26 protein-coding genes, 1 tRNA gene and 1 pseudogene are annotated in these 26946 nt (G+C 65.0%); 18 read left to right on the plus strand and 10 right to left on the minus strand.

Annotated features, from left to right (window positions below; all coding sequences use genetic code 11):
• Positions 1-28 precede the first annotated feature (28 nt).
• Positions 29-1165, plus strand: coding sequence for a GAF domain-containing protein (locus tag BZG29_RS19615; protein WP_077406571.1), 1137 nt, complete (start codon positions 29-31; stop codon positions 1163-1165).
• A gap of 143 nt (positions 1166-1308) precedes the next feature.
• Complete coding sequence (locus tag BZG29_RS19620) at positions 1309-3117, plus strand: NAD(P)/FAD-dependent oxidoreductase (RefSeq protein ID WP_077406574.1); 1809 nt, start codon at positions 1309-1311, stop codon at positions 3115-3117.
• Between the two features lie 210 nt (positions 3118-3327).
• Here BZG29_RS19620 and BZG29_RS19625 read toward each other — a convergent pair whose 3' ends face one another.
• On the minus strand, positions 3328-3894 hold the full coding sequence (locus tag BZG29_RS19625; RefSeq protein WP_077406577.1) for a YceI family protein: 567 nt from the start codon (positions 3892-3894) through the stop codon (positions 3328-3330).
• Between the two features lie 334 nt (positions 3895-4228).
• On the opposite strand from BZG29_RS19625, the gene BZG29_RS19630 reads away from it, so the two are divergent.
• The 9 genes and pseudogenes from BZG29_RS19630 to BZG29_RS19665 all read left to right on the plus strand — a co-directional run bounded on the left by BZG29_RS19630 (position 4229) and on the right by BZG29_RS19665 (position 13115).
• A complete protein-coding gene (locus BZG29_RS19630; RefSeq protein WP_077406580.1) occupies positions 4229-4765 on the plus strand; it encodes a sigma-70 family RNA polymerase sigma factor in 537 nt (178 codons plus the stop codon).
• An 8-nt stretch (positions 4766-4773) separates the two neighbouring features.
• A complete protein-coding gene (locus BZG29_RS19635) occupies positions 4774-5769 on the plus strand; it encodes a FecR domain-containing protein (protein ID WP_171985067.1) in 996 nt (331 codons plus the stop codon).
• 101 nt (positions 5770-5870) lie between these two features.
• Positions 5871-8792, plus strand: coding sequence for a TonB-dependent receptor (locus BZG29_RS19640; RefSeq protein ID WP_171985068.1), 2922 nt, complete (start codon positions 5871-5873; stop codon positions 8790-8792).
• A gap of 35 nt (positions 8793-8827) precedes the next feature.
• On the plus strand, positions 8828-9448 hold the full coding sequence (locus tag BZG29_RS19645) for a biliverdin-producing heme oxygenase (RefSeq protein ID WP_150131005.1): 621 nt from the start codon (positions 8828-8830) through the stop codon (positions 9446-9448).
• A gap of 83 nt (positions 9449-9531) precedes the next feature.
• Positions 9532-9795 (plus strand): annotated as a pseudogene (locus BZG29_RS28575) (YbaN family protein); the annotation flags it as partial.
• Between the two features lie 549 nt (positions 9796-10344).
• Positions 10345-10593 carry an energy transducer TonB gene (locus BZG29_RS28580; RefSeq protein ID WP_253192908.1) on the plus strand — a complete coding sequence of 83 codons (249 nt, stop codon included), beginning with the start codon at positions 10345-10347 and terminating at the stop codon, positions 10591-10593.
• 185 nt (positions 10594-10778) lie between these two features.
• Positions 10779-11588 carry a methionine ABC transporter ATP-binding protein gene (locus BZG29_RS19655; protein ID WP_077406589.1) on the plus strand — a complete coding sequence of 270 codons (810 nt, stop codon included), beginning with the start codon at positions 10779-10781 and terminating at the stop codon, positions 11586-11588.
• Positions 11581-12255 carry a methionine ABC transporter permease gene (locus BZG29_RS19660; protein WP_046683994.1) on the plus strand — a complete coding sequence of 225 codons (675 nt, stop codon included), beginning with the start codon at positions 11581-11583 and terminating at the stop codon, positions 12253-12255. Before BZG29_RS19655 ends, BZG29_RS19660 begins: the two co-directional genes overlap by 8 nt.
• A 32-nt stretch (positions 12256-12287) precedes the next feature.
• On the plus strand, positions 12288-13115 hold the full coding sequence (locus BZG29_RS19665; RefSeq protein WP_077406592.1) for a MetQ/NlpA family ABC transporter substrate-binding protein: 828 nt from the start codon (positions 12288-12290) through the stop codon (positions 13113-13115).
• A gap of 82 nt (positions 13116-13197) precedes the next feature.
• On the opposite strand, the gene BZG29_RS19670 is transcribed toward BZG29_RS19665, so the two are convergent.
• Positions 13198-13815, minus strand: coding sequence for an OmpW family outer membrane protein (locus BZG29_RS19670; RefSeq protein ID WP_077406595.1), 618 nt, complete (start codon positions 13813-13815; stop codon positions 13198-13200).
• Positions 13816-13964: 149 nt separating this feature from the next.
• On the minus strand, positions 13965-14861 hold the full coding sequence (locus tag BZG29_RS19675) for a LysR family transcriptional regulator (protein ID WP_077406598.1): 897 nt from the start codon (positions 14859-14861) through the stop codon (positions 13965-13967).
• 237 nt (positions 14862-15098) lie between these two features.
• On the opposite strand from BZG29_RS19675, the gene fur reads away from it, so the two are divergent.
• The 7 genes from fur to BZG29_RS19710 all read left to right on the plus strand — a co-directional run bounded on the left by fur (position 15099) and on the right by BZG29_RS19710 (position 19812).
• Complete coding sequence (gene fur, locus BZG29_RS19680; RefSeq protein ID WP_034756687.1) at positions 15099-15539, plus strand: ferric iron uptake transcriptional regulator; 441 nt, start codon at positions 15099-15101, stop codon at positions 15537-15539.
• A gap of 74 nt (positions 15540-15613) precedes the next feature.
• The gene (locus tag BZG29_RS19685) at positions 15614-15979 is read left to right on the plus strand and encodes a MerR family transcriptional regulator (protein ID WP_077406601.1); all 366 of its coding nucleotides are present in this window, start codon (positions 15614-15616) and stop codon (positions 15977-15979) included.
• Positions 15980-16038: 59 nt separating this feature from the next.
• A complete protein-coding gene (locus BZG29_RS19690) occupies positions 16039-16629 on the plus strand; it encodes an NAD(P)H-dependent oxidoreductase (RefSeq protein WP_077406604.1) in 591 nt (196 codons plus the stop codon).
• Between the two features lie 240 nt (positions 16630-16869).
• Positions 16870-18024, plus strand: coding sequence for a SpoIIE family protein phosphatase (locus BZG29_RS19695; RefSeq protein ID WP_077409203.1), 1155 nt, complete (start codon positions 16870-16872; stop codon positions 18022-18024).
• Between the two features lie 65 nt (positions 18025-18089).
• Positions 18090-18647, plus strand: a complete 558-nt coding sequence (locus BZG29_RS19700; protein WP_070222302.1) for a SiaB family protein kinase — start codon at positions 18090-18092, stop codon at positions 18645-18647.
• A 22-nt stretch (positions 18648-18669) separates the two neighbouring features.
• Positions 18670-19068, plus strand: coding sequence for a DUF1987 domain-containing protein (locus BZG29_RS19705; RefSeq protein WP_077406607.1), 399 nt, complete (start codon positions 18670-18672; stop codon positions 19066-19068).
• Positions 19069-19071: 3 nt separating this feature from the next.
• Positions 19072-19812, plus strand: a complete 741-nt coding sequence (locus tag BZG29_RS19710; protein ID WP_077406610.1) for a GGDEF domain-containing protein — start codon at positions 19072-19074, stop codon at positions 19810-19812.
• A gap of 8 nt (positions 19813-19820) precedes the next feature.
• Here the strand turns inward: BZG29_RS19710 and BZG29_RS19715 are convergent, their stop codons facing one another.
• From BZG29_RS19715 to fdxH, 7 genes are all read right to left on the minus strand, one after another.
• Entirely contained in the window at positions 19821-20534 is a 714-nt protein-coding gene (locus tag BZG29_RS19715; RefSeq protein ID WP_253192659.1) for a transporter substrate-binding domain-containing protein, read from the minus strand.
• A gap of 153 nt (positions 20535-20687) precedes the next feature.
• A tRNA-Sec gene (locus BZG29_RS19720) sits at positions 20688-20783 on the minus strand.
• A 12-nt stretch (positions 20784-20795) separates the two neighbouring features.
• Positions 20796-22751 carry a selenocysteine-specific translation elongation factor gene (selB, locus tag BZG29_RS19725; protein ID WP_077406613.1) on the minus strand — a complete coding sequence of 652 codons (1956 nt, stop codon included), beginning with the start codon at positions 22749-22751 and terminating at the stop codon, positions 20796-20798.
• Entirely contained in the window at positions 22748-24157 is a 1410-nt protein-coding gene (gene selA / locus BZG29_RS19730) for an L-seryl-tRNA(Sec) selenium transferase (protein ID WP_077406616.1), read from the minus strand. The genes selB and selA overlap by 4 nt, the downstream gene beginning before the upstream one ends.
• Positions 24154-25209: a formate dehydrogenase accessory protein FdhE gene (gene fdhE, locus BZG29_RS19735; protein ID WP_077406619.1), complete on the minus strand. Its 1056-nt coding sequence runs from the start codon at positions 25207-25209 to the stop codon at positions 24154-24156. Before fdhE ends, selA begins: the two co-directional genes overlap by 4 nt.
• A gap of 150 nt (positions 25210-25359) precedes the next feature.
• Positions 25360-26031, minus strand: a complete 672-nt coding sequence (locus tag BZG29_RS19740; RefSeq protein WP_077406621.1) for a formate dehydrogenase subunit gamma — start codon at positions 26029-26031, stop codon at positions 25360-25362.
• Positions 26018-26941: a formate dehydrogenase subunit beta gene (gene fdxH, locus BZG29_RS19745; RefSeq protein ID WP_077406624.1), complete on the minus strand. Its 924-nt coding sequence runs from the start codon at positions 26939-26941 to the stop codon at positions 26018-26020. Before fdxH ends, BZG29_RS19740 begins: the two co-directional genes overlap by 14 nt.
• Between the last annotated feature and the right edge of the window lie 5 nt (positions 26942-26946).

The following is a 26946-nucleotide window of genomic DNA, read 5'->3' on the forward strand; positions in this document are numbered from 1 at the left end:
CAAAAATACCGAGACACCGGAGAGCGCCATGCCCTACGTCCGCCAGACCAGCCATATCGACCGCGTACGCGACCTGATCGCGGGCCGTGTCGTCCATCCTGGCGCCGATACGGCCAGGCTGGCGTCATCGTACCGGCGCTCGCTGGACGACTACCGGCTCGACCCCGCCTCCACCACGGGGCCGCGCATCCTGACGGGCGCCGAACTGCGCGCCATCCAGCAATCCGAGGAGAATTTTCTGCGCTCCACGGGCCAGTGCCTGCCTCGCCTGCACGCCATGGTGCGCGAAGCGGGCTACTGCGTCATCCTGGCCAATGCGCGCGGCGTGACCATCGATTACGTGGTCGACACGGACCAGCGCAAGGATTTCAAGAAGGCGGGCCTGTACCCGGGCTCGTGCTGGTCGGAAGAGGAGGAAGGCACGTGCGGCATCGCCTCCGTGCTGCTCGACCAGGAAGCCATCACCGTGCACAAGACCGACCATTTCCGCGCCGCCTTCACGGGCCTCACGTGCAGCGCCGCACCGATCTTTTCGCCGCACGGCGACTTGATCGGCGTGCTCGATGCCTCGGCGCTGACTTCCCCCGATGCGCGCGACAGCCAGCGCCTGGTCAAGCAGCTGGTGCGGCAAGGCGCGACCCTGATCGAGGACGGCTTTTTCCTGAAGTCCTATGGCCATTGCTGCATCCTGCTGGCGCACCGCAACCGCCACTTCGTGGAAGTGCAGCCGGAAATGCTGCTCGCCATCGACGAGCATGGCGACATCGTCGCCGCCAACCGCTGCGCGCGCGACGTCATCGGGGGGCTGGACACCCTGCCGCGTCCCGTCGCCGACGTGCTGGAAGTGCGCGCCGAGCGGCTGTTCGATGCGCGCGCGGGACACAATCTGCTGTCCTTGCGCCTGGCCGGCGGCAGCACCTGGCTGCACGCCCGCGTGCGCGCACCGCTGCGCCAGGCCAGCGTGCGCGCCACGCGCAATGCGCCCGTCGCGGACGGCGTGCTGGAATACACGCCGCCGGAGCTGGCCGAGCGCACGCGCATCGTCAACGCCATGAGCGCCGCCAAATGGCGCCCGCTGCAGGCGGCCGCCATGCTGGGCGTCTCGCGCGCCACCCTGTACCGGCGCCTCAAGCAGCTGCACATCGTGCCGCCGCACCGCCAGTAAGGCATCCGGCAAGCTGAGATTTCCGTCTCACATTCCGCCATGCTGCGCTGCGGGATGCGGGGCCGGAACGCCGGTGTTACAACATCGTCAGCGGCAACACAGCCGCATCCCATCATAAAGTCAGCAGACTTGGAGGAGACACGATGCAAACCGATATCAACCCACACGATCTGGCCGTGGCCGGCATCCTGGAGCAGCTCGAAGGCTGTCTTCGCGCCAGCGACGGCACGGGCGCCGCGCAATTGTTCGAACAGGACGGCTACTGGCGCGACCTGGTGCTGTTTACCTGGAATTTGAAAACGCTGGAAGGCCGCGGGCAGATCGCCGCCATGCTGGCCGCGCAACTGGGCGCCGTGCAGCCCGTGACCGTCCGCATCGCCGACGGCGAGCATGCCGTGGAAGCGGGCGGCGTGCTGCAAAGCTGGATCACGGTGGAAACGAACGTGGCGCGCGGCGTGGGCTTCATCCGCATCCGCGACGGCAAGATCTGGACCCTGCTCACCACCATGAGCGAATTGAAGGGTTTTGAGGAAGCCAAGGGCGGGCGGCGGCCCATGGGCGCGGAACACGGCGCGCGCACGGACCGCCGCAGCTGGCTGGAGCACCGCGAACAGGAAGCGGCCAAACTGGGCTACGCGCGCCAGCCCTATTGCGTCATCATCGGCGGCGGCCAGGGCGGCATCGCGCTGGGCGCGCGGCTGCGCCAGCTGAACGTGCCGACCATCATCATCGAGAAAAACGCGCGCCCGGGCGACAGCTGGCGCAAGCGCTATAAATCGCTGTGCCTGCACGACCCCGTCTGGTACGACCACATGCCGTACATCCCGTTCCCCGACAACTGGCCCGTCTTCACACCCAAGGACAAGGTGGGCGACTGGCTGGAAATGTACACCAAGGTGATGGAACTGAACTACTGGGGCTCGACTTCCTGCGAATCGGCCAGCTTCGACGAAGCCACGGGCGAGTGGACGGTGCAAGTGCTGCGCGACGGCCAGCCCGTCACCCTGAAGCCGCAGCAGCTGGTGCTGGCCACGGGCATGTCGGGCAAGGCGAACATGCCGAAGTTCAAGGGCATGGACGTGTTCCAGGGCGAGCAGCAGCACTCGTCGCAGCATCCGGGGCCGGACGCGTATGCCGGCAAGAAGGTGGTGGTCATCGGCGCGAACAATTCCGCGCACGATATCTGCGCCGCCCTGTGGGAAGCGGGCGTGGACGTGACCATGGTGCAGCGCTCGTCGACGCACATCGTCAAGTCCGATTCCTTGATGGACCTGGCCTTGGGCGACCTGTATTCGGAACGGGCGCTGGCGTCCGGCATGACGACGGCCAAGGCGGACCTGACGTTCGCCTCGATCCCATACAAGATTTTGGCCGACTTCCAGAAGCCCGTCTTCCAGGCCATCCGCGAGCGCGATGCGGATTTTTATGCGCGGCTGGAAGAACGGGGCTTCATGCTCGATTTCGGCGACGACGATTCGGGCCTGTTCATGAAATACCTGCGCCGCGGCTCCGGCTACTACATCGACGTGGGTGCCTCCGAGCTGGTCGCCGACGGCAAGATCAAGCTGAAAAGCGGCGTCGGCGTGCAGGAGCTGAAAAGCCATTCCATCGTGCTGTCCGACGGCACGGAACTGCCGGCCGACCTGCTGGTGTACGCTACCGGCTACGGTTCCATGAATGGCTGGGCGGCCGACCTGATCTCGCCCGAGGTGGCGAATAAAGTGGGCAAGGTGTGGGGACTCGGCTCCGCCACGACGAAGGACCCGGGCCCGTGGGAGGGCGAGCAGCGCAATATGTGGAAACCCACGCAGCAGCAAGCGCTGTGGTTCCACGGCGGTAACCTGCACCAGTCGCGCCACTATTCGCAATACCTGTCGCTGCAGCTGAAGGCGCGCATGGAAGGGTTGAACACGCCCGTGTATGGGCAGCAGGAGGTGTATCACCTGGCATAAAAGCCGGGGGTGGGTATAAAAAATGGTGGCGAACCGAAGTCCGCCGCCATTTTTTTGGTTTGCAGTGATACTTCTTCAGCACCACACAAACGTCTGACACAAATCGTAGCGAGCGGCGATGATTTGCGACTAAGAAGCGCAACCGTGCTTGAGCACGGTGAGCATCGCAGGCCGCAAAGCGCGACGCGCAGTAGATTTTGTCACACGTTTTTACTGTTTGATCGCTTCGATGGCGAACGTCAAAGTGACATCATCGCTGACGGCCGGCGCATATTTGCCGGCGTTGAATTCCGAGCGCTTGATCTTGGCCGTGGCGTTGGCGCCGCAGGCGTCTTTTTTCAGCATCGGGTGCGGTGCGCAGGTAAACGAGGTGACGGTCAGGGTGACTGGCTTGGTCACGCCTTTCAGGGTCAGGTTGCCGTCGACGGAGGCCAGCTTGTCGCCGTCGAAATTGAACTTGGTCGACTTGTAGGTGGCGACCGGGTACTTGGCCGTGTCGAGGAAGTCTTCGCCCTGGATGTGCGAGTTGAACAGGGTCGAACCCGTGTCGACAGATTTGGTGTCGATCAGCACTTCGACGGCGCCCGTCCTGGCGGCGCGGTCCAGGGTGACCTTGCCGGTGGTGTTATTGAAACGGCTTTGCTGCGTCGAGAAGCCCATGTGGGTGTACTCGAAACGGGGGAAAGTGTGGCTGCCATCGATGACATAGACTTCAGGAGCGGCAACGGCGGACAGCGAGAAGCCGGCGGCGGCGATAAAAGCGAGCAGTTTTTTCATTGTAGGTTCCTAACAGAAAGTGGAGGATGTCAAAACCGCAACCGGCTGCAGGCGAATGACGGCTGCGGCTGATTGTCTGGCTTCAGTTGCAACAGATTATGCATGGCATGAAGATCGATGTAAAACGGAAAATATACCTAGTTAGTATCGATAAAATCGATAATACATGGCGATATTCTCTGCGACAGCGCCTTCTGCTGCCGATTATTGTCTGCATTGCCAAAAATATCCAGCGTTATCCGGCGCCTCAGATTGCACCATAGATGAGAATGATTCTTGTTATTATTTGATGGGCTTGCTATCATGGCTCGTTTTGATCACGGGGACATGCGCGGTGCTTGAACGCTATTACCAGGAATTGCTGCGCCTGATTTCGCGCTCCACGGGATGCCGCGACAAGGCACAGGACGTGGTGCAGGAAGCCTACGCCCGCATCCTGGCGCGCGAGCCGCTCGGCGGCGCACCTCCCCTGCAAGGCGGTGCTCCCTCCCTGCACAGCGGCGCGGCGCCCGACAGCGGCCAGCGCGCCCTGCTGTACGTCACGGCGAAAAACATCGCCATCGACGAACAGCGCTTGCGCCAGAGGCGGCCCCATGACGCGCTCGACGAGCCGCACCTGCAGCTGCGCGCGCCGCGTGCCGATGAACCCGAGCAACGGCTGCACGACCGGCAAACCATGGAACGCCTGCTGGCCATCATCGAGGCCCTGCCGCCGCGCTGCCGCCAGGCTTTCGCGCTGTACAAGTTCGATGGCCTGAGCCAGATCGAGATCGCCGCGCAGATGGGTATCTCCGTCAACATGGTGGAAAAACACATCATCAACGGCATGCTCGCCTGTAAAAAAGGCTTGCCCGAGCGGGATACGCTATGAAACAGCACATGACATCACAAGACACGACGGCCGACGACATCGACTTCCTGGCGGCGCAATGGCTGCTGCGCCGCGACGCGGGCCTGGCCGCGCACGAACTGGCGGCATGGCGGCAATGGCTGGAAGCGGACCCTCGCCACCAGCAGGCCTGGCAGGCGCTGGCCCGCACCGATGCGCTGCTGGCCAGCCTGCCGGCGCAGCGCGTGGCGGCCTTCAGCCAGCCCGCCCCGGCGGCGGGCACGCCGTCATCGCTGTTGCAGCGGCTGCGCCAGGCGGCCTCCTTCCCGCCGCGCGGCGCGCTGGCCGGCGGCTGCCTGCTGCTGTGCGGCCTGCTGGTCTGGCCGCTGGCCGGCCATCTGCAGCGCCCCGGCTTCCAGCACGACTACAGCACGGCGCGCGGCCAGTTCGCCACGCAAGTCCTGCCCGACGGCAGCCGCATCGAACTCGATAGCGGCAGCGCCGTCGACGTGGCCCTGTACCGCGACCGGCGCAGCGTGCGCCTGCTGCGCGGCCAGGCCATGTTCCATGTCCACGCCGACCCGGCGCGTCCGTTCCAGGTCATCGCGGGAGCGGCCACGGCGACGGTACTGGGCACGCATTTTTCAGTGCGCCACGTGGGCGCCACGACACAGGTGAGCGTGGCGCAAGGCACGGTGCGCGTGGAAAGCGAAGCCGGCGCGCATGCCGCAGTGCTGCGGGCGGGCGACACGGTCACCGTCACGCCGCACGGCGTGCAAGCGCTGGCCAGGGTCAGCGCGCAAGCGGTGGGCAACTGGCGTGCCGGGCGCCTCGATTTCGAGGACGCCACCCTGGCCGAAGCGCTGGCCGAATTCGAGCGCTATGGCGATTCGGGCCTCGTGCTAGACGACCCGGCCCTGGCCGGCCTGCGCCTGAACGGCAGCTTCGACGCCAAGCTGCCGGCGCAATTTGCCGCCGCCCTGCCCCTGGCCTTGCCCGTGCGCCTGTTGCGCCAGGACGGCAAGCTGCACATTCTCGCCCGCTGATGTATTCCACATGCAGCGAAATAAAATGCATCCGCACGTCAGGGTAAATGATACTCATTCGTTTTAACTATGAAGGATCACCACACCACCATAGGAAAAACATGCATATGACTCCACCGCGCCCTCCCTTGCACGCCCGCCTGTCTCCCCTCTTCCTGGCCATCGCCCTGGCCTTCGCCACGCCCGCCGTGCATGCCGCCGCCGCGCCGGCGGCGCAGGTCGAATGGCACATCCCGACGCAGCCCTTGAACCGCGCGCTGAACGAACTGGCGCGCCAGGCCGGCATGGTGCTGCTGGCCGACGCGCGCCTGACGCAGGGACGGCAAAGCGCGCCGCTGCAAGGCCGGCATTCGCTGCCCGAGGCGCTGCGCCAGCTGCTGGCCGGCAGCGGCCTGCAGGCGCAGCTGCAAGGCGGCACGACCATCATCATCAGCGCGCCCGCCCCCGTCGCCGCAGGCGCCGTGCAGATCGGCACCCTGCGCGTGAATGGCCAGGGCGGCAGCGGCACGTTCGAGGCGGACGACACGGATCCGGCGGACCTGCCCTACGTCACGTCCGCATCGTCCGCCTACATCGGGCGCGAGCAGATCGAACGCTTCCGCGGCACCTCGCCGGCCGACATCTTCAAGGGCGTGGCCGGCGTGCAGGTGGGCGACAGCCGCAACAGCGGCGCCGTCGACGTCAACGTGCGCGGCATGCAGGGCCAGGGCCGCGTGCCCGTGCTGATCGACGGCAGCCTGCAATCGTCCACCGTCTACCGCGGCTACGCGGGCATCGCCGACCGCAGCTACATCGACCCTGACCTTATCAGCGCCATCCGCATCGACAAGGGGCCGAACCTGTCGGCGCAAGGCGCGGGCGCCATCGGCGGCATGGTCAGCATGCAGACCCTGCGCCCGGAAGACATCCTGCGGCCGGGCCAGCGCACGGGCGTGCGCCTGCGCGGCGGCATCCAGGACAACAGCGTCACGGCGCCCGACGATTTCGGCAGCGCGCCGCGCACGCACCGCAACAAGCTGGGCGACCCGCGCAGCGGCTTTGGCAGCATCGCCGTGGCCACACGCCAGGACGACTACGACCTGGTGGCCGCCGTCAGCCAGCGCAGCATCGGCAATTATTTTGCCGGCACGCGCGGCTTCGAACGCTATCAGCTGCTCAACGAATGGGGCGACGACAGTGGCGTGACGCAGTTCTTCAAGAAAGGCGACGAAGTGCTGAACACGGCCAACCGCACCACCTCGGCCCTGCTGAAGGCCAACCTGCGCCTGCCGCACGAGCAGAAACTGGAGCTGGGCTACCGCTATTTCGACAGCAGCTATGGCGAAATCATGCCCTCGCAAATCTACCGCAACAGCACCGGCAGCATCCCGCAATGGGACCCCAGCAAGGTGCGCACCAACGCGCTGACGGCGCGCTACGAGTGGAAGCCGGAAAGCCAGAACCTGATCGACCTGAAGGCCAACCTGTGGCTGACGGACATGCAGAGCAAGTCGCGCAACGGCGACATCTTCAGCAATCCGCTGGAAGGCAAGACCAATCCGGGCGACCACGAATGCAAGGAATGCGTGGAAGTGCTGTACCTGGCGAAGAACCAGGCGCGCAGGGTCGGCGCCGACCTGACGAATACCTCGCGCTTCGCCACCGGCATGGGCGCGCTGAAGCTGGACTACGGCCTGTCGCTGCAGAACGAGGATATCGGCCCGGCCGACAGCGTGCGCATCCTCGACGACGACCTGAACGCCAATCACACGCTGCGCAACGGCAAACGCCATGAGCAAAGCGCCTTCGCCTCGCTGCAGTGGCAGGCGCGCGACTGGCTGAGTGTCGAGGCGGGCGGGCGCTTCCAGCGCTTCGAGTCGCGCGACCGCAACCGCCGCGCGGAGCAGCAATACCAGCCGCAGGGCTGGCAGTGGGTCACCATGTGGGACAAGGACGGCGATCAGATCGGCGCCGCGAAATGGTACCAGGATGCGCAGGGCCGGTTCACGCCCGCCACCAATCCCGCGCTGGTGGGCGGCATGGTGGAAAACTACGGCGCCGAGCCGGCGCCGCTGGACGTCTCCCAGGTCGCCGACTGGAGCGGCAATGACTATGTCTACCGCGACGCCATCCCCGGCCTGTTCAGCTACAGCAAGCCGATCCGCCGCAAGGACCACGGATTTGCACCCACGTTTGCACTGACGGCGCGCCTGTCCGACAGCGTCAGCGTGTTCCTGCGCGACGCGCGCGGCTTGCGCATGCCCAGCCTGTACGAGTCGACGATAGGCTTCTCGGCCACGTATTCATCGCCCTTGAACGCCGAGCGCAGCCACAACCGCGAGATCGGCGTGAGCGTGATCAAGGATGGCGTATGGAGCGCCGCCGACAAGCTGCGCCTGCGCGTGGCGTATTTCGACAACGTCACCCACGGCTACATCACGCGCCGTCCGATTCCCGACTTGCCGGCCTACGCACAGAATTTCTCGATGGCGAATACGGACAAGTACAGCGTCTCGGGCATCGAACTGCAGTCGTCATATGACCGGGGTAGCGTGTTTGCCGACTTTTCCGGCACCTGGAACCGCAAGACCCTGATCTGCGACGCGGCCACGGCGGCCTATTTGCGCAAGGCCAGCGAGTGGGAATCGGATATCTGGAACACGCCCGACTGCTCGCCCATCGGCTTTTCCAGTTCCTACGTGAGCAACCATATCCAGCCCAAGCTGAGCGCCAACCTGACCCTGGGCACGCGCTGGCTGCAGGAAAAACTCACCGTCGGCACGCGCCTGACGCACGTCGGCCATCCGCTGGCGCGCCAGGACGACAAGGCCGTGTGGCAGTCGTGGACGGGCACCTCGCCGCAGGTGCTGACGCAGGCCTACACCCTGGCCGACCTGTTCGCCAGCTACAAGATCACGCCCAACGCCACCGTCGACGTAGCGCTGGACAACCTGACGGACCGCTACTACCTCGATCCGCTGACCCTGAGCCTGATGCCGGGACCGGGCCGCACGGCGCGCGTCACCCTCGGCGTACGTTTCTGATTTGATTCATCCTTATAATAGAGAGCAGATATTCCATGCATACAGCAAGCGACAGCACCAGCACCTTGAACGCCGTTCCGATTAACGCAGTCCCGACCCGCAGCCAGCGCCTGAAAGCCGATACCATGGCCACCCACGACTTGCTCGACCAGCGCATCATGGCCAGCGCGCCGTTTTCCAGCCGCAACAATTACGCCCGCTTCCTGCAGGCGCAGTACGCGTTCCTGCGCGACGTCGACGCGCTGTACGACAACGCGCAGCTGGCCGCCCTGCTGCCGGACCTGGAACAGCGCCGCCGCTACGCCAGCATCGCGGCCGACCTGCACGACCTGGGCACCGTCCTGCCGGCCGATGCGGCCACGCCGCCGTTCGACGCGCAACTGGACCTGGCCACGGCGCTGGGCTGGCTGTACGTGAGCGAAGGCTCGAAGCTGGGCGCGGCCATCCTGTATAAACTGGCCGGCAAGATCGGCCTGGACGAGCATCATGGCGCGCGCCACCTGGCCGGCCACCCGGACGGGCGCGCGCGCCACTGGCGCGAGTTTACCTCCGTGCTCGATACGGCTGTCCTTGACACCGCCGGGGAAACGCGCGTGATCGACGGCGCGCGCGCCGCCTTCCTGCGCATGCATGGCCACGTGGAGGCTTGCGCCTGATGGAAGAGCCAGTAATCCAGGCCGGCGCGGAAGCGCATACGGCACGGCTGCGCCGCTGGGCCTGGACGGCCGCCGGCATGCTGATGGTGGCGCTGGGCGTGATCGGCGCCCTGCTGCCCGTCATGCCGACGACGATCTTCCTGATCCTGGCGCTGGCCTGCTTCAGCCGCACCTCGCCACGCCTGGAACACTGGCTGCTGCACCACCCGCGCTTCGGCGCGCCGCTGCGCCAGTGGCGCGAACACCGCGCCGTGTCGCGCCGCGGCAAGGTGCTCGCTTGCCTGGGCATGGCCATCGGCTTTGTCGCCATGTGCCTCGGCCATCCGCCCTGGTGGGTCATCGTCCTCGTGGCAACGATGGAAATCGCCGTCATCCTCTATCTGCTGCGCCGCCCGGAAGGGCCGGCGCCGGCAGCAGAAAAGACGCCGCCGGCGGACTGGCACAAGCCGCTGACCATCGCCACGGTCTTCGCCATGCATGGCGCCCTGCTGGGATGGGCCGTGTACCACCGCGCGCCGGCAGCCCCCGTGCTGGCCATCGCGCCCGACTCCGCGCAGCCGGCCATGCTGCTGTTCCTGCCGGCCGCCGCCCCGCCCCGCCCTCTGGAGCAGAATCTTGCTGAACAGGCCAGCGCCGCGGCCGCGCCGTCGCGCGCCCTTGCCAAAAAGGCAGCGCCAGCCCTGCCGCAATTCGTGCCGCCGCAGCCGGATGCCGCGCCCATGCCGCCGCAAGCCGAGGCCATCGCGGCCGTCGCCGAGGTGCGTCCTGCCCCCGTCACGCCGGCACCGGCGGCCACGGCGTCCGTCGCGGCGGCGCCGCCCTCGCCTGCCCTGCCGCCCGCGCCACAGGAGCTGCGCAGCGGCGTATCGAGCTGGGAAGGCAAGGTTTTGGCGCGCATGGAGCGCTTCCGCCGCTATCCGACGGCGTCGCGCGCGAAGCAGGAACAGGGCGTGGTGTATCTGCGCTGCCGCATCGACCGCGACGGCCAGGTGCTGGCGGCCGCCATCGAGCGCAGTTCCGGTTCCGCAGCACTGGATCAGGCCGCGCTCGACACTTTGCAACGGGCGGCGCCACTGCCGCGCATCCCCAAGGAACGGCCGGAGCCGCTGGAATTATCGATTCCCGTCGAATTTTCCATCGGCTGAACGCACAAAAACCGCGTTTACTCTCGCCAAACACCCATATAGACATTATTTGCATATTCAAAGCAAGATTCTGTCGTAGGAGTAATAACACGATCGGAGGTATACTACGCAACCGACGTAACAGGCTGGGCGATTTGGCCCCTGCAAGCGCGCCTGTCACGGTCCAATAAAAAAGGAAACACTGCATGACCACACCACACCGTACGCCGGTGATTCGCATCGATGGCGCAAACAAGACCTTCGCGCTGCCCAAGGGCGAACAATTCCACGCGGTCAAATCGGTCACGCTGGAAGTCTATCCCGGTGATATTTTCGGCCTGATCGGCAAGAGCGGCGCCGGCAAATCGACTTTGCTGCGCCTGATTAACCTGCTCGAACGTCCCGACAGCGGCACCATTACCGTGGCCGGGCGCGAATTGACCAGCTTGAGCAAGGGCGAACTGCGCGACGCGCGCCAGAATATCGGCATGATTTTCCAGCAATTCAATCTGCTGCAAAACGCCAGCGTCTTCGACAACGTCGCCTTTCCGCTGAAAATCCATGGCACCACCAAGGGCGAGCAGATCGCCGCCCGCGTCGAGGAATGCCTGGCCCTCGTCGGCCTGTCCGACAAGCTGCACAGCTATCCGGCGCAATTGTCCGGCGGGCAGAAACAGCGCGTGGCGATTGCCCGCGCTCTGGCCAGCCACCCGGACGTGCTGCTGTGCGACGAGCCGACGTCCGCGCTGGACGCGGAAACGACGCGCGCCCTGCTCGACACCTTGCGCGACATCAATGCGCGCCTGGGCGTGACCATCGTCATCGTCAGCCATGAGCTGTCGGTGCTGGGCGCCATCTGCAACCGCGTCGCCGTCGTGGAAAGCGGCGCCATCGCCGAACAATTCGACTTGAGCGACACGGCCACCCCGCGCAAGACGGCGCTGGGACGCGAGCTGGCTTATTACGGCACCGAGGCGTTTGAAGCCACCGCATGGAAGGATGCAACACATGTTTGAAGAATCGATCAATAACGTCATCAACCTGCTGCCGGAAATCTGGGTGGCGCTGGGCCAGACCATGACCATGCTGGGCATCGGCCTGACGGCCGCCATCCTGATCGGCGGCCCGCTGGGCATTTTGCTGTTCCTCGTCTCGGAAGGCCAGTCGCTGGAAAACCGCCCGCTGTCGACGATACTCGGCTGGCTGGTCAATACCGTGCGCAGCTTCCCCTTCATCATCCTGCTCGTCGCCCTGACGCCGTTTACGCGCATCATCGCGGGCACCTCGATCGGCCCGCTGGCCGCCAGCGTGCCGCTGTCGTTCGCCGCCATTCCCTACCTGGCGCGCCTGGTGGAACAGAACCTGCGCGAAGTGCCGCGCGGCGTGATCGAGGCGGCGCACGCCATGGGCGCCTCGGAAATGCAGATCATCTTCCGCGTGCTGCTGGTGGAAGCGCGCTCCGGTCTGGTGCTGGCCCTGACCGTGCTGTCGATCAGCTTCCTGTCGTATTCGGCCGTGGCCGGCGTGGTGGGCGGCGGCGGCATCGGCGACCTGGCCATCCGCTACGGCTACTACCGCTTCGAGACGGACATCATGGTCGCCACCGTGGCCATCCTGATCGTGCTGGTGCAAACCATCCAGTTCGCCGGCACGCGCATCGCCAAGCGCCTCGACAAACGTTAATTCATATTCAGTATTTCAGTACAAGGAAAAGCATGAACCACATTCGCCGCAACCTGCTCCTGGCCGCAGCCAGCCTGGCCTTCGCCACCGCCGCCCACGCCAAGGACCGGAAAGAACTCGTCATCGGCACCAGCTCCGGCCCGTATTCGGACCAGCTGAAGCTGGGCATCAAGCCTATCCTGGAAAAACAGGGTTACAAGGTCAAGATCGTCGAATTCAACGACTACGTGCAGCCGAACTACGCGCTGGCCGAAGGTTCGCTGGACGCCAACGTGTTCCAGCACATCGTCTACCTGACCAAGTTCGCCACCGATAACAAGCTGCCACTGAGCTCCTTGATCACCGTGCCGACCATGCCGATCGGCCTGTACGGCGGCAAGCAGAAAACCCTGGCGGAAGTCAAGAACGGTGCCACCATCACCATGCCGAACGACCCGACCAACCAGGCGCGCGCGCTGGTGATGCTGGCCAAGATGGGCTGGATCAAGCTGAAACCGAACGTCGATCCGCTGCGCGCATCCGAGCGCGACGTGCTGGAAAATCCAAAAAAACTGAAACTGGTGCCGCTGGAAGCGGCGCAGCTGCCACGTTCGCTGGCCGACGCCGATTTCGCTTTTGTCAACGGTAACTTCGCCCTGGCCGCCGGCATGAAGCTGACGTCGGCCCTGAGCGTGGAAAAGATTTCGGACAGCTACATCAACCTGGTCGCCATCCGCACGGCCGACAAGGCCAAGCCATGGGTCAAGGACCTGGAAGCGGCCTACCGCTCGCGCGCCTTCCTCGACGCGACGAACAAATACCTGGCCGGCTACGAAAAGACGGATTACCAGCTGGCGCTGGAAAAGACGCTGAAAAAATAAACGGCGTGCACCAAACGTAAAAAGGACGGCAAAGGCCGTCCTTTTTTATTGTCCGCGCCGTGCGGACGCTGTCATGCCAGGCTTAGAAGCGGTAGCCGACGCCGACGCCGATCAGGACAGGGTCGATCTTGACTTCGCTGGCCTTGGCCGCACCGACGAAGACGTCGCTGCGGATCTGTACTTTCTTGATATCGAAGTTCAGCGACCAGTTTTTATCCAGTTTGTAATCGACACCGGCTTGCAGCGAGAAGCCCCAGCTGTCGTGTTCCAGGCGGCCGGCGCCGTCCAGCAGTTTCACGCTCGAAATATTCGTGTAGTTCACGCCTGCACCCACATATGGGCTGAACTGTTTTTCCGGCATGAAGTGGTATTGCAGCGACAGGGTCGGCGGCAGATGCTTGAACGTGCCGATATCTTTGCCACCCAGGGTGACGTCATGCTTTTGCGGATACGTCAGGATCAGCTCGGCAGCGATATTGGGGGTAAAGAAATACGAAATATCGATTTCAGGAATCGTCTTGCTGCTGACGTGTATCGTGTCCGATGCGCCAGCGCCCAAGACCGGCGTGGATTTATTGGCCGGATCGATATGCACGGCACGCGCACGCACCAGCCATGGGCTTTCCTGCGCCATTGCATTGCCGGCGAATGCGCCGATGGCGGCCAAAACGATTGCTGCTGCAGTTGCGGACTTCTTCATTCTAGTTCCCTCTTTTTGTCGTTAAGTAACGCTGCGAAGTCTAAGAGTGCAGTGCAACAAAAACTTTGATCCACATCAAATAGTGCTAGATGGCATCAAAAGAGGGATTTTTTTCTTTGCCCAGGTCAAGAAAATGCGGCATTGCAAAATCAAGCCGTCTCGGCAAACAGGCCGGCGACCCAGTCGGCAAACACGCGCACGCGCGGCGACAATTGCCGGTGATGGGGATACAGCACGGACACGGGCAAGGGGTCGGGCCGCAGGTGCGCCAGTACTTCCACCAGCTCCCCGGCCGCCAGCGCCCGCTCCAGGTGATAGCGGGGCGCCTGGATCAGGCCCAGGCCCGCGCGGCAGCAGGCATGATACGCGTCCGCGTTATTGACGGACACGGTGCCCGGCAAGGCCACGCTGTGGCGCTGGCCGTCCACCTTGAAATCGAAGGGCCAGACCTTGCCCGTCTGGGCGGAAAAGAAATTGACGGCGCGGTGGCCCGCCAGTTGTGCCAGGTTCTCCGGTGTGCCGTGCGCGGCCAGGTACCCGGGGCTGGCGCATGTCACTTGCTCGAGCAGCGCCACGCGGCGCGCCACCATCGACGAGTCGCCGAGCTCTCCCACGCGCAGCACGCAATCGACGCCTTCGCGCACCAGGTCGACGAGGCGGTCGCCCATGCCGATTTCCAGTTCGATCAGCGGATAGCGGGCGCAGAACCGGTCCAGCACGGGCATGACGAAGTGCATGGCCAGGGTCGCGTGCAGGTCGATGCGCAGCTTGCCGGCCGGCTGCTGCGCCGCCGAACTGAACACGGCTTCCGTTTCTTCCAGGTCGGCCAGCAGGCGCGCGCAGCGCTGGTAATACGCCTCGCCATCGGGCGTGGGCGTCACTTGCCGCGTGGTTCGCTGCAGCAGGCGCACGCGCAGCCGCGCTTCGAGCTGCTTGATCGCATGCGTGACGGTCGCCTTCGGGTAGCCGAGGTCATGCGCGGCTTGCGTGAAACTGCGCAGTTCGACGATGCGCGTAAAGATGCGCATTGCATCAAATCGGTCCATGCCCCTGCTCCATTGTTATTCATTGCTGCACAGTGTAGCGAGATCGGTCTTGGTTTTGCAATTCCAGCGAAAGATGCGTGCAACGCAATCAGAGCTTGCGCCGATGTCACTGGTTTGCAGGCCAGCTAGCCAGCATAATATTTCCACTCCGCACGATACAAATGAGAATAGTAATGATTATCATTTGCGATATAATGCACTACCACGCTCAAGCGACTACAAAAAGGAATGGGAGACATGGATATATTGAGGGAACTGCGTGAATCGGGCTTGAAAGTGACCATCCCCCGCTTGCGGATTCTGCAGCTGTTTCAAGAAGGCACGATCAAGCACCTGAGTGCGGACGATGTCTACAAACTCTTGCTGGCCGAAAAGATCGACGTGGGCCTGGCCACCATCTACCGCGTGCTGATGCAGTTTGCCGAAGCAGGCATCCTGTTTCGCCGGCATTTCGAATCGGGCCACGCCGTCTTCGAACTGAACGAAGGCCAGCACCACGACCACCTGGTCTGCACGGGGTGCGGCAAGGTCGATGAATTCGTCGACGAAGGCATCGAACTGCGCCAGAACGAGATCGCCGCCGAGCGGGGTTTCGTGCTGCACGAGCATGCGCTGTCGCTGTACGGCACCTGTGCCGAATGCACGGCGAAGAAAGTCCCGCCGCGCAAAGCCTCCTGAGGCAGCGCGCAAGGTAGCGCCTGGCAAGCCGCCTGCGCTACACTGCATGCGCCGCAGCTCAACAAGGGAGAAGCATGTACATCGGAGAAATCGCGCGCCTGGCGGGCACCTCGCCCAAGGCCTTGCGCCACTATGAGGCGCTGGGCTTGCTGGGCGACGTGCGCCGTTCCGGCGCCTACCGCGTCTACACGCAGCAGGACCTGGCGCAAGTCAAACTCATACGCCAGGCGCAGACCCTGGGCTTCCGCCTGGCCGAACTGCTGCCCATCCTGGCCGGCGACGATACCGACTGGGCCGCCCTGTCGCAGCACATCGCCGCCAAACGCGCGCAGATACAGCAGGATATCGCCCGCCTGCGCCAGCTCGACGCGCAATTGGCCGACATCGACACGGAAATCCGCGACTGCCTGGCGCAGCAGCGTCTGCAAGAGGCCGCTTGACTCTGCCCCCAGGGGCAGGCTTTAGCATGCAAGCTCTTCTTTAACGGAAAGCCTGCAGCATGAGCAAAATTACACCAAAGCGCATTTTAATTATCCTCGGCCACCCGTCCAGCGACAGTTTCTGCGCCGCCCTGGCCGAGACCTATGCCGCCACCGCCCGCAGCGCGGGCCATACCGTGCGCGAGCTGCGCCTGGGCCAGCTGGACTTCGACCAGAACCTGCATGAAGGCTACCGCCAGGTGCAGCCGCTGGAGCCGGACTTGCTGGCCGCGCAAGAAGCCATCAGCTGGGCCGAACACCTGGTATTCGCCTACCCGATCTGGTGGGGCGGCGCACCGGCCCTGCTGAAGGGCTTTGTCGACCGTATCTTCCTGCCCGGCTTTGCCTTCAAGTATCGCCCCGGCAAGGCTTTCCCGGCGCAACTGCTGAAGGGCCGCACGGCGCAGCTGCTGGTGGCGATGGACACGCCGCCCTGGTATTTCCGCTGGGTCTACCACATGCCCGGCATCCACCAGCTGCGCAAGACGACGCTGGAATTTTGCGGCGTCAAGCCCGTCAGGGTGGCCAGTTTCGGCCCCATGATCGATTCCACCGAAGCGCAGCGCGCGCGCTGGCTGGAACAGGCGCAGGCGCTGGCGCGGCGCCTGTAGGGCCGGCAATGGCTTGCCATGCAGCCATCTTGCATACGGTTTTGACAAGCCGGTAATCAAGCCGTCATATTCCACGGCTACCATGATGGTATTGCCTGTTTGTCAGTCGCCTTGCTCTCGCGACAACAAGGGTCCGATCGTCATGTAAAGGTAGCCGCTGTGGAGTTCAACGCTTCTCGATTGCATCTTCCCCGTTATCGCACGTCCGTGGCGTCTGATCTGTGCATCCCCACGGAATCCGTGCAGGCCGACGCCAGCAATTTCGCCGTACTGGAACTGTTCACGGAACGGCGCGACATGATGAGCCTGCCCGTCACGGAGCAGCAAAAGCCGATTGGCTTGATCAGCCGCAATATCTTCATGTCGCAAATGTCCAAGCCCTTTTATCACGAGGTGTACGGCAAGAAAAGCTGCATCGCCTTCATGGACAAGGAACCGCTGATCGTCGACGGCGCCATGAGCATCGAAGACCTCACCTTCCGCGCCGTGGAAGCGGGAGAGAAGGCGCTGGCCGACGGCTTCATCATCACCGAGGACGGCGCGCTGGCCGGCGTGGGCTTCGGCTTGCAGCTGATGAACGTGGTCGCCACCATGCAGGCGGAAAAGAACCGGCAGATCATGCACAGCATCGATTACGCCAGCGTCATCCAGCGCGCGCTGCTGCGCACCTCCGATGCGGAACTGCGCGCCACCCTGCCCGACGCGCACCTGGAATGGCAGCCGCGCGACGTGGTCGGCGGCGATTTCTACTTTTTCGAGCGCCATGAAGGGGGCTGGTTCGCCGCCATCGCCGACTGCACGGGGCACGGCGTGCCGGGCGCCTTCATGACCCTGATCGCCTCGTCGGCCCTGAGCCAGGCCCTGCGCGAGCTGGGGCCGCGCGATCCGGCCGCCCTGATCGGCGCCGTCAGCCGCGCCATCAAGACCTTGCTGGGGCAGGATGGCGCCGGCAGCGGCCACGCCGGCCATGCCGGCTCGAACGACGGCATGGATTGCGCCTTCCTGTGCTACGACGCGGCCAGCGCCAGCCTGCGTTTCGCGGGGGCGAAACTGGCGCTGCACGTGGTCGCGCCGGGCGAAGAGGCCGTGCGCGCCATCGATGGCGCGCGCATGGGCGTGGGCTATGTCGACACGCCGGCCGGCTACTGCTGGCACAACGAGACGCTGGCCATACCCGCTGGCAGCCTGCTGTTCCTCACCACCGACGGCTTGCTCGACCAGATCGGCGGCGCGCGCGACATCGCCTATGGCAAGCGGCGCATGCGCGAACAGCTGCTGGCGCGACGCGACGCTCCCGCCGGCGACGTGGCGGCGGCGCTGCTGCAGGACAGCGCGGCCTGGCAGGGAAAACAGCCGCGCCGCGACGACCTGACCTTTTTCTGTTTCCGCCTGTAGTTTTGGCGCCATCGAGCCACCTTATCAACAAGAAACCGGGTCACCGGCTAGCCAGGAGCACGGACGTGCTGTACGAAGAATTCAACGAGTTTTGGGATGTGGCGCGCAAGCGCAACATCATCTTTTTTTACGTGGGCTATTTCTCGCAGCACGTGGTCAGCGCCATTTCCGAAACCATCAAGGCGCGCCTCGACACGGCCGGCGCGGCCGGGCCCACGCGGCGGCGCATCTTTTCCTCGTTCATCGAGATGTCGCAAAACATCATGCATTATTCCGCCGACAGCCTGACGCCCGATGCGCAGCTGGACCAGCAGATGCGGCGCGGCTCGTTCTGCATCGGCACGCGCGGCGACAGCTTTTTTCTGCTGTGCGCCAACCCCGTCTCGACGGACAACGTGGCGCAGATCCGCGCCCGGCTGGAGCCGCTGCACACCATGACGATGGAGGAAATCCGCCTCGCCTACAAGAAAGCCCTGCGCGAGGAAGCCCCGTCCGACAGCAAGGGCGCGGGCCTGGGGTTCCTCACCATGGCACGCGACGCCAGCGAGCCGCTGGAATTCGAATTCGTCCAGGATCCACAGGAGCCTGGCCACACCATCTTCTGCATCAAAGCCATCATTTGAAAGAGCCGACTCAGGAAAGCATATGCAATTACCGTCACCACTGTTCATCGCCGCGACCCCGAGTTCGCCCGAAATCGACTTCCGTTTCGAGCAGCACACCCTGTCGATCAAGGGCGAGTCGTACCCGGAAAACGCGGCCGCCTTCTATGGCCCGCTGATCGCCGCGGTGCGCGCCTACCTGGAAGGCTGCCGCGAAAGCGCCATCACCGTCAACGTCTCGCTGGCCTACTTCAACAGCTCCAGCACGAAGATGCTGTTTACTCTGTTCGACACCCTGAACCAGGCGGCCGTCGATGGCAACCAGGTGCGCCTGAACTGGTATCACGACGAGGACGACGACACCATCCTGGAATTCGGCCAGGAGCTGCAGCAGGACTTTACGGCGCTGGACTTCCACGACCATCCCGTACAGGGCAGCTAGGGCATGCGCGCCGCCATCTCCGATTCCGGCCTGGAGCCGGACCTGTTCACCGTGGAAGCGGCGGCGCTGGCTGCCGCGCGCCGCATGCACGCCGATACTCACGCCAGCGGCGAGGCGCAGCGGCGCGTGCTCGGTGAGCTGATCGTTCACTACGAACGGCTGATGCGCGAAACGCGCCGGCTGATCGGCCGCAGCGACCGCGCCGAGCGCGACATGCATCTGCTGAACCGCCAGTTGCAAACCCTGGCCGGCCAGCTCGAATACCGCGCCACGCACGACCCGCTGACGGGCGCCCTGAACCGCGGCGCCGTGATCGACCACGCCTCGCGCTGCCTGGCGCAGGGCGACATGGCGCTGATCGTGCTCGATATCGATCTGTTCAAGCAGGTCAACGACGACTTCGGCCACCCGGCCGGCGATGGCGTGATCCAGGCCGTGGTGGACTGTTTAAAAGGATTATTGGGACAGGAAACGGCCATCGGCCGGGTCGGCGGCGAAGAGTTTTCCGTGGTCTGGCCCACTTCCTCGCGCGACGACGCGGCGCAGGTGGCGCAGCGCATCTGCGAGAGCGTCGGCCGCCAGCGCCATGCGGCGCCCATCACGCGCGCCATCACCGTCAGCGTGGGCCTGAGCTGGAACCGCGCCGGCACGGCCTTTGAAACGGCCTACAGCCACGCGGACCAGGCCCTGTACCAGGCCAAGCGCGAAGGGCGCAACTGCGTGCGCCAGTGGCTGGAAAGCTGAAGCGGGCCTTAGCGGATATGTTCGCGCGCCATGCTGCCGTCGCGGCGCATGGCCGCCGCCGCCCGCTGCATGGCCAAGGCTTGCGCCTCGGGCAACTGCCTGTTGCAGGCGAGGTAAGTCTGCACGCGGTTGAAGGTCAGCAGCGGCACCACCTTGCCCTCCCACTCCTTGCCGGCAAACGGCTTGCTGCCCACCGCCATGCCGACGGCCCACAGGTCGATGCGTCCGAGCAGCAGCTTTTGCGGATTGAGCCACTCCTGCGTCACGGGCGCCACGTTCAGGCCGCGCTGGCGCAGGTAATCGTCGCGCGCGTCGCCGAGCACCGTGCCGATCACCAGGCCGCGCGCATCATCGAGTGTGCGCAGCGCCAGATGCCGTTCGGCCAGGCCGTAGAGTATCCATTCCGCTTCATTCAGGGGCCCGATCCAGCGAAATTGCGCTTCGCGCTCCTGCGTGCGGCTGGTGGAAAAGATGCAGGTGTCGGCTTCGCGCAGCGCCTGCGCGTACGCGCGCTTCCACGGCAGCAGCTCGATGCTGTAGGAAAGACCAGCGCGCGCCATGATATCGCGCACCTTGAGCGTTTCACGTCCGACGACGACATTGCCTTCCATCATGCTCGACGGCGGCAAATGCTCGCCGACGATGCGCACGTCCACCGCCGCGGCCAGCGCCGGCATCAGCAGCGCCACTGCCAGCAGCCACGCCATGCTTGCTTGTTTCATGCTTGCTTTCATCTGCCACAGGGGATACAAGCCGATGTTACCATCGGCTCACCCTGGCATCGTTGCATATTGTCAATAACACCATTTATTTTCCGCAACGTGACAACAAGCCAACGCCGGGACGATCACCGTGCAGGGGGAAGGAAGAATAACTGGCGGAAAACAGTAGGAGTCGAACCTACGGGAGAACGTCTGACGCCCTCCACCGGGTTTGAAGCCCGGCCACATCACCGGATGAGTGTGCTTTCCGCGGTGCCTGAGCTAGCTGTTGGGCAAGGCCGCGGTGTAGGACCACAGCGCTTGCGGGCGCAATAGATGCCCGTTGCCAACACGGCGAGTATAACCGACGCGGTCAAAGAATTCCAAGACCTGGATCGCCCGCTTGCGGCCCAGGCCGCTGGCGTCGCGGAACGTGGCCGCGCCCACGGCGCCATTGCCGGCCGGCAAGCCTGCATCCTCTTCCGCCTTGTGCGCCAGTTGCCGCACCAGTTGCGCCAGTTCGGCCAGCGCCGCCTGGTGATAAAACAGGTCGTGCACGACCTGGCTGATCTGCCCTGCCTTGGCCAGTTTGCGCAACAGCCGGCGAGCATCGTCCTCGGCCAGGCCGAAGCCGCGCGCCAGGTCGCGCGTCCACGGCGGATCGGCACGCCCCTGCTCCAGCGCGGCCAGCAAGGGTTCGGCCACCGCCTGCTCCTGCGGCGTCAGTTCCACGCTGTGCGTCGGCAAGTGCAGGCTGGCGCCGCGCGCCAGGATCTCGCCGCGCGCCAGCAAGCCTTCGACCAGGTGGCTCCACAAGGCGTCTTCCATCTCGGCGTCGACGATGCGTTTCAGGCGCCACAGTTCCGGTCCCGCCTCGTCGGGCGCGTGCGCGTGAAAGGCCGCCAGGGCTGCCAGCACGCGCGCTTCCAGCGCCAGCAACGCCGGCGGCGCCAGCAGCAGGGCATCGCCGGCGCGCAGGGCGATGCGCCGCGTGTCGGGCGGCAGCGCGAGGGCTCCCGCCGGCAGCAGGGACAGGCGCACCAGCAGCGATACACGCAGCCCCAGCGGGCTTTGCGCCAGCAGGGCCGCATAGTCGCCCTGCGCGACGAACGCGGCCAGCGCATCGAGCCACGCCAGCCGGGCCGGGCTGCGCCGCTTGCGCGCGGGGCCGAACGGATCGAGCACCATGCCGCCGCCCACCGTCTGCGTCGCTTGCGCATTGCGCACGACGAAGCGGTCGCCCGGCACGCCGTGCATGGGGGACTCGAACACCAGCTGTACCCTGCCCGTCTGCCCCGGCGACAGGGTCTCGCCATCGAGCATGACGGCGCGCGCCAGCTGGTGCGCGGCGCCCAGGTGCACGTGCAGCGGCGACCAGGCTTTCAGTTGCACGCCGGCGTCGGGCAGCAGGGTCAGTTCCACGTCGAGGCGTTCGGAACACTGCGCCAGCTCGGGCGCGACGATCCAGTTGCCCCGCTCGATGCGCTCGCGGTCGATGCCGGCCAGGTTCAGCGCCAGGCGCTGGCCCGCCATGCCCGTCTCGGCGGCGCGGTTCTGCGCATGGATGCTGCGCACGCGCGCTGGCGCGCCGCCGGGCGCCAGCTGCAGCATGTCGCCCACGCGCGCGCATCCCGCCAGCGCCGTGCCGGTGACGATGGTGCCCTGCCCCGACAAGGTGAACACGCGGTCCACGCCGAGGCGGAACAAGCGCCGCTCGTCGCGTTGCGGCAAGCTGCGCGCCACCTGCATCAGGTGCGCCAGCAGGGCTGCCACGCCGGCATCGCTGTCGCGATTGGCGGCGGTGGGAAAAATCGGGCTGCCCGCCAGCGGCGTGCCGGCCAGCAGCGCCTCGATGTCCGCTTCCACCTGCGCCACGCGGGCACTGTCGGCGCGGTCGATCTTGGTCAGCGCCACGGCGCCGCGCGTCACGCCCAGCAGCTGCAGAATCGCCAGGTGCTCGTGCGTCTGCGGCATGATGCCGTCGTCGGCCGCCACCACGAGCAGGGCGAAGTCGATACCCGTCACGCCGGACGCCATGGTGCGGATGAATTTTTCGTGGCCCGGCACGTCGATCACGCCCAGCACCGTGCCGTCCGCCAGCGGCAGATAAGCGTAACCGAGTTCGATCGAGATGCCGCGCGCCTGCTCTTCCTTCAGGCGGTCCGTGTGCACGCCCGTCAGCGCGCGCGTGAGCGTCGTCTTGCCATGGTCGATATGGCCTGCGGTGCCGACGATCATGCGGACAACTCGGCCAGCTGCGCGACGAAGGCCGTCTCGTGCGCCGCTTCCAGGCAGCGCAAATCGAGCCACAAGGTGTCTTGCCCGATGCGCCCGATCACGGGGCGCGGCAAGGCGCGCAGCCGCTGCTCCAGCACGCCCAGGGGATTGCTCAGGCGCGAGCCTGGCGCGCTGCGGACGCCCAGGCCAAAGCTGGGCAGCTGGTCGACGGGCAAGGCGCCGCTGCCGATCTGGCTGCTCATCGCTTCAGCCGTGACGGCGTACGATTTTCCCAGCACCTGCTGCAACTGCGGCAGCAATTGCTCGGCTTGCGCGCGCATGGCGGCCGCGGGACGCGTCAGCAGGCGCAAGGTGGTCAGGCGTTCGGCCAGCAAGTCCGGCGCGCGGTACAGCTGCAGCACGGGCGCCAGGGCCGCCAGGGTCAGCTTGCCGACCCGCAGCGCGCGTTTCAGGGGGTTGCGCTTGATTTGCTCGATCAGGTCGGCGCGGCCGACGATGACGCCGCATTGCGGGCCGCCCAGCAGCTTGTCGCCGCTGAAGGTGACCAGGTCCGCGCCCGCTTCGATGGTTTCGCGCACCGTCGTCTCATGCGGCAGACCGTATTGCGCCAGGTCAACCAAGGTGCCGCTGCCCAGGTCCACGGCCGTCGGCACGCCGTGTTGCGCTGCCAGCGGCACGAGTTCGTCGAGTTCCACGCTTTTCGTAAAGCCGGTAATGGCGTAATTGCTGCAATGGACCTTCATCAAGAGGGCCGTATCTGCATTCACGCCGTTCGCGTAATCGGCCAGGTGGGTGCGGTTGGTGCTGCCCACTTCGCGCAGCACGGCGCCCGCGCGCGTCATCACGTCGGGGATGCGGAAGGCGCCGCCGATTTCCACCAGTTCTCCGCGCGACACCACCACCTCCTTGCCCTGCGCCAGGGTGTTCAACATCAGCAGCACGGCGGCCGCATTGTTGTTGACGATGGTGGCCGCTTCGGCCCCCGTCAGTTCGCGCAGCAATTCCTCGACCAGGTCGTCGCGGTCGCCCCGCTTGCCCGTCTCCAGGTCGAATTCCAGGTTCATCGGCCACTGCAGCGCTTCCACCACGGCTTGCACGGCGGCGTCGGGCAGCAGCGCGCGGCCCAGGTTCGTGTGCAGCACGGTGCCCGTCAGGTTGAACACGGCGCGCAGCTGCGAGCGCGACTGCGCCTGCAGGCGTTCAGCCATTTGCGCGGCGATGGCGGCGATCGATGCGCCCTCCTCGCACACTGCCCCCGCCAGCATGGCGGTGCGCAGTTCGGCCAGCACGGCGCGCGCGCAGGCCAGGGTCTGCACGCGGCCGTATTCGGCGATCAGGGCCAGGCAAGCCGCGTCGCCCAGGATGCGGTCTACCGATGGCAGGCGCACGGTTTGCCCCGTCGTCATGCTGGCTGGCCCTCGCTGCTGTCGCCCTTTCCCAGCCACAGCAGCGGATTGCCGCTGGCGCGCTGGTAGCCGGCTTCGCCCACCAGCAGGTCGAGCATCAGGCTGGCCAGGTCGTCGGCCAGGGGCTCGACGTTGTAATCGTGTTCCTGGTTGAAGACCTTGCGGTAGGTATGGCAATCGTCGCAGGTTTCCGCGCGCGCCACTTTCTTCGGATCATTCGCCTTGTTGGGCAATTTGTCGTCCTTTGCCGTCACGGGGTCGAACGGCGCCGCATCGGCAGCGTCCAGGCCCTGGTAGGCGATCTTGCCATTCTGTTCGCAGGTCGAACATTTTACGCGCACCATATGCCATTCGCTTTCGCAAATGCCGCAGTGCAGGTAGCGGTAGCCCTGCGACCCGCCGCCGATGCGGATCACGCTGGCGACGGGGTGTGAACCGCAGACGGGGCACAGGGTGCCCGTTTCCAGGTCCGGCACGCGCGCGGCGCGTAGTTCGCTGGCCGACACCGACCATAAAATTTGCAGCGCGGCCGCGACGAACGGCGCATGCATGGGATTGAGGTTGTCGCCGTTTTCATCGAGCACGGCATCGGCGCAGGCGTCCAGCGCCGTCGCATCGAGCGCGCGCAGCTGGGCCAGCACCTGCGTCAGGCCGCCGGACAGGGCCGGCTGGCTGGCTGCCGTGGCGGCCAGTTCATCGAGCAGGCTGGCGAAGATGTCGCGCCAGACGGGCGGCCGGGCGCCGCTGACGGGCAGCACCGGCATGCGGTGGGCGATGGCGCGGCGCAGCGCGTCCGGGTCGGCGGCAGGCACGGCGCCGGGCGCCAGTTTTCCCACCACGGCGGCTTGCGCGTCGGCCAGCGCAGCCATCAACACCAGGTAACCCTGCATGCCCGCGTCGACGGGGATGCCCTTGATCTTGCCTTGCGCCAATTCGCGCAAGCGCAAGGCGCGCGCCTTGAACAGGCTGTCAGGCTGCGGCAGCAGCAGGCGCGGAATCGCGTTGTGGTCCAGGCCTTCGATTTCGCCTGGCTGAAGAATGCGTTGTACCAATGGAGTTTTCCCATCAAAAAAGGCCAAGCGTAGCTGGCCAGCCCATCCGGCGGATGCGGCTGTGTTTCGAAAGTATTTTAATCGATAAAAAGAAAGGGGTCAGTCCTGGGACTGACCCCGGGTAATGCCGGTGGCATCAATAGCAAGAACTTAGTCTTTTGTACTGCGCATCACCGCCTCAAACCACTTCGGATGGTGCTTGCGCGCCCAGCCGTAGGTGACGGTGCCGCGCACCATGGCGCCGATCGAGCCCTTGACCCAGATCGCCGCGTAGATGTGCACGATGATGGCGCAGATGATGCCAAATGCGCACACGGCGTGCAGCAAGGCGGCCGCGCGGATGACGGGAATCGGGAAGTAGAACGCGAAGTACGCGCGCCAGATCACGATGCCCGACAGCAACAAGCCCGCCATGCAGGCCAGCAGCACGAAGAACAGGATCTTCTGGCCGGCATTGTATTTGCCGATCTTCGGAAGCTTTTCTTCGCGGTTGTTGAGCACGTCGTCCATCTGTTTCAGCCACTGCTTGTCGCCGTCCTCGAACTTATTGTGGTGCCAGAAGCGCACCACCAGGATCGCGAACGAGACGAACATCACCAGGCCGGCAAACGGATGCAGGATGCGCGTCCATTGCCCGCCGCCGAACAGATTCGCCAGCCACGCCATCGACGGATGGAACATGGCCAGGCCGGACAGCGCCAGCATGACGAAGGTGATGGCGGTCACCCAGTGATTCGTGCGCTCGTTCGGGTTGTAGCGTTCGATCAAGGGATTGCCATCCTTGTCGGGCAGCTTTCCATCATGCAGATCACTGTGGCTCATGGTCTTCCTCCCGGATGCGCTTGGCCTCTTCCAGCGCTTCGTACTCTTCGTCCTTGCTCACTTCGTTCGGACCGACACGCGTGTAATGGAAGAAGCCTGCCAGGGCCGTGGCGGCCATGCCGGCCACCGCGAGCGGCTTGGACCAGCCCTTCCAGAAGCCCACCATCGGGCTGATGCGCGGGCGTTCCGGCAAGTTCGAATACAGCTTCGGCTTGTCGGCATGGTGCAGCACGTACATCACGTGCGTGCCGCCCACGCCCAGCGGATCGTACAGGCCCGCGTTTTCGAAACCGCGCGACTTCAGGTCGACGATGCGCTCTTCCGCATGCACCTTCATGTCTTCCTTGGTGCCGAAAACGATGGCGCCCGTCGGGCACGTTTTCACGCAAGCCGGTTCCTGGCCCACGGCGACGCGGTCCGAGCAGAGCGTGCACTTGTAGGCGCGGTCGTCCTTTTTCGAAATGCGGGGCACGTCGAAAGGACAGCCGGCCACGCAGTAGCCGCAGCCGATGCAGTTTTCCTGGTGGAAATCCACGATGCCGTTCGTGTACTGCACGATGGCGCCCGGCGCCGGACAGGCTTTCAAACAGCCCGGGTCCTCGCAGTGCATGCAGCCATCCTTGCGGATCAGCCACTCGAGGTTGCCGTCGTTGTTTTCGTGTTCGGCAAAACGCATCACCGTCCACGATTGCGGCGTCAGGTCCGTCGGATTGTCATAGGTGCCATGGTTTTCGCCGACTTCGTCACGCAAGTCGTTCCATTCCATGCACGCCGTCTGGCAAGCCTTGCAGCCGATGCATTTCGACACATCGATCAACTTGGCCACGGTGCCCGTCACCGGGCTGCGCCCTTGCGGCGGCGTTACCGTGGTAGCCGACAGGCGCCGGATATCTAAGGATTGCAGTGCCATTATTG

Source organism: Janthinobacterium sp. LM6, assembly GCF_002002885.1.
Lineage (GTDB): Bacteria > Pseudomonadota > Gammaproteobacteria > Burkholderiales > Burkholderiaceae_D > Janthinobacterium > Janthinobacterium kumbetense.

Bases quoted from the DNA above. Each gene is read 5' to 3' on its own strand.
- BZG29_RS19615 (WP_077406571.1), top strand. From the start codon at position 29: ATGCCCTACGTCCGCCAGACCAGCCATATCGACCGCGTACGCGACCTG.
- BZG29_RS19620 (WP_077406574.1), top strand. From the start codon at position 1,309: ATGCAAACCGATATCAACCCACACGATCTGGCCGTGGCCGGCATCCTG.
- BZG29_RS19625 (WP_077406577.1), bottom strand. From the start codon at position 3,894: ATGAAAAAACTGCTCGCTTTTATCGCCGCCGCCGGCTTCTCGCTGTCC.
- BZG29_RS19635 (WP_171985067.1), top strand. From the start codon at position 4,774: ATGACATCACAAGACACGACGGCCGACGACATCGACTTCCTGGCGGCG.
- BZG29_RS19640 (WP_171985068.1), top strand. From the start codon at position 5,871: ATGCATATGACTCCACCGCGCCCTCCCTTGCACGCCCGCCTGTCTCCC.
- BZG29_RS19645 (WP_150131005.1), top strand. From the start codon at position 8,828: ATGCATACAGCAAGCGACAGCACCAGCACCTTGAACGCCGTTCCGATT.
- BZG29_RS28580 (WP_253192908.1), top strand. From the start codon at position 10,345: ATGGAGCGCTTCCGCCGCTATCCGACGGCGTCGCGCGCGAAGCAGGAA.
- BZG29_RS19655 (WP_077406589.1), top strand. From the start codon at position 10,779: ATGACCACACCACACCGTACGCCGGTGATTCGCATCGATGGCGCAAAC.
- BZG29_RS19660 (WP_046683994.1), top strand. From the start codon at position 11,581: ATGTTTGAAGAATCGATCAATAACGTCATCAACCTGCTGCCGGAAATC.
- BZG29_RS19665 (WP_077406592.1), top strand. From the start codon at position 12,288: ATGAACCACATTCGCCGCAACCTGCTCCTGGCCGCAGCCAGCCTGGCC.
- BZG29_RS19670 (WP_077406595.1), bottom strand. From the start codon at position 13,815: ATGAAGAAGTCCGCAACTGCAGCAGCAATCGTTTTGGCCGCCATCGGC.
- BZG29_RS19675 (WP_077406598.1), bottom strand. From the start codon at position 14,861: ATGGACCGATTTGATGCAATGCGCATCTTTACGCGCATCGTCGAACTG.
- fur (WP_034756687.1), top strand. From the start codon at position 15,099: ATGGATATATTGAGGGAACTGCGTGAATCGGGCTTGAAAGTGACCATC.
- BZG29_RS19685 (WP_077406601.1), top strand. From the start codon at position 15,614: ATGTACATCGGAGAAATCGCGCGCCTGGCGGGCACCTCGCCCAAGGCC.
- BZG29_RS19690 (WP_077406604.1), top strand. From the start codon at position 16,039: ATGAGCAAAATTACACCAAAGCGCATTTTAATTATCCTCGGCCACCCG.
- BZG29_RS19705 (WP_077406607.1), top strand. From the start codon at position 18,670: ATGCAATTACCGTCACCACTGTTCATCGCCGCGACCCCGAGTTCGCCC.
- BZG29_RS19710 (WP_077406610.1), top strand. From the start codon at position 19,072: ATGCGCGCCGCCATCTCCGATTCCGGCCTGGAGCCGGACCTGTTCACC.
- BZG29_RS19715 (WP_253192659.1), bottom strand. From the start codon at position 20,534: ATGAAACAAGCAAGCATGGCGTGGCTGCTGGCAGTGGCGCTGCTGATG.
- selB (WP_077406613.1), bottom strand. From the start codon at position 22,751: ATGATCGTCGGCACCGCAGGCCATATCGACCATGGCAAGACGACGCTC.
- selA (WP_077406616.1), bottom strand. From the start codon at position 24,157: ATGACGACGGGGCAAACCGTGCGCCTGCCATCGGTAGACCGCATCCTG.
- BZG29_RS19740 (WP_077406621.1), bottom strand. From the start codon at position 26,031: ATGAGCCACAGTGATCTGCATGATGGAAAGCTGCCCGACAAGGATGGC.
- fdxH (WP_077406624.1), bottom strand. From the start codon at position 26,941: ATGGCACTGCAATCCTTAGATATCCGGCGCCTGTCGGCTACCACGGTA.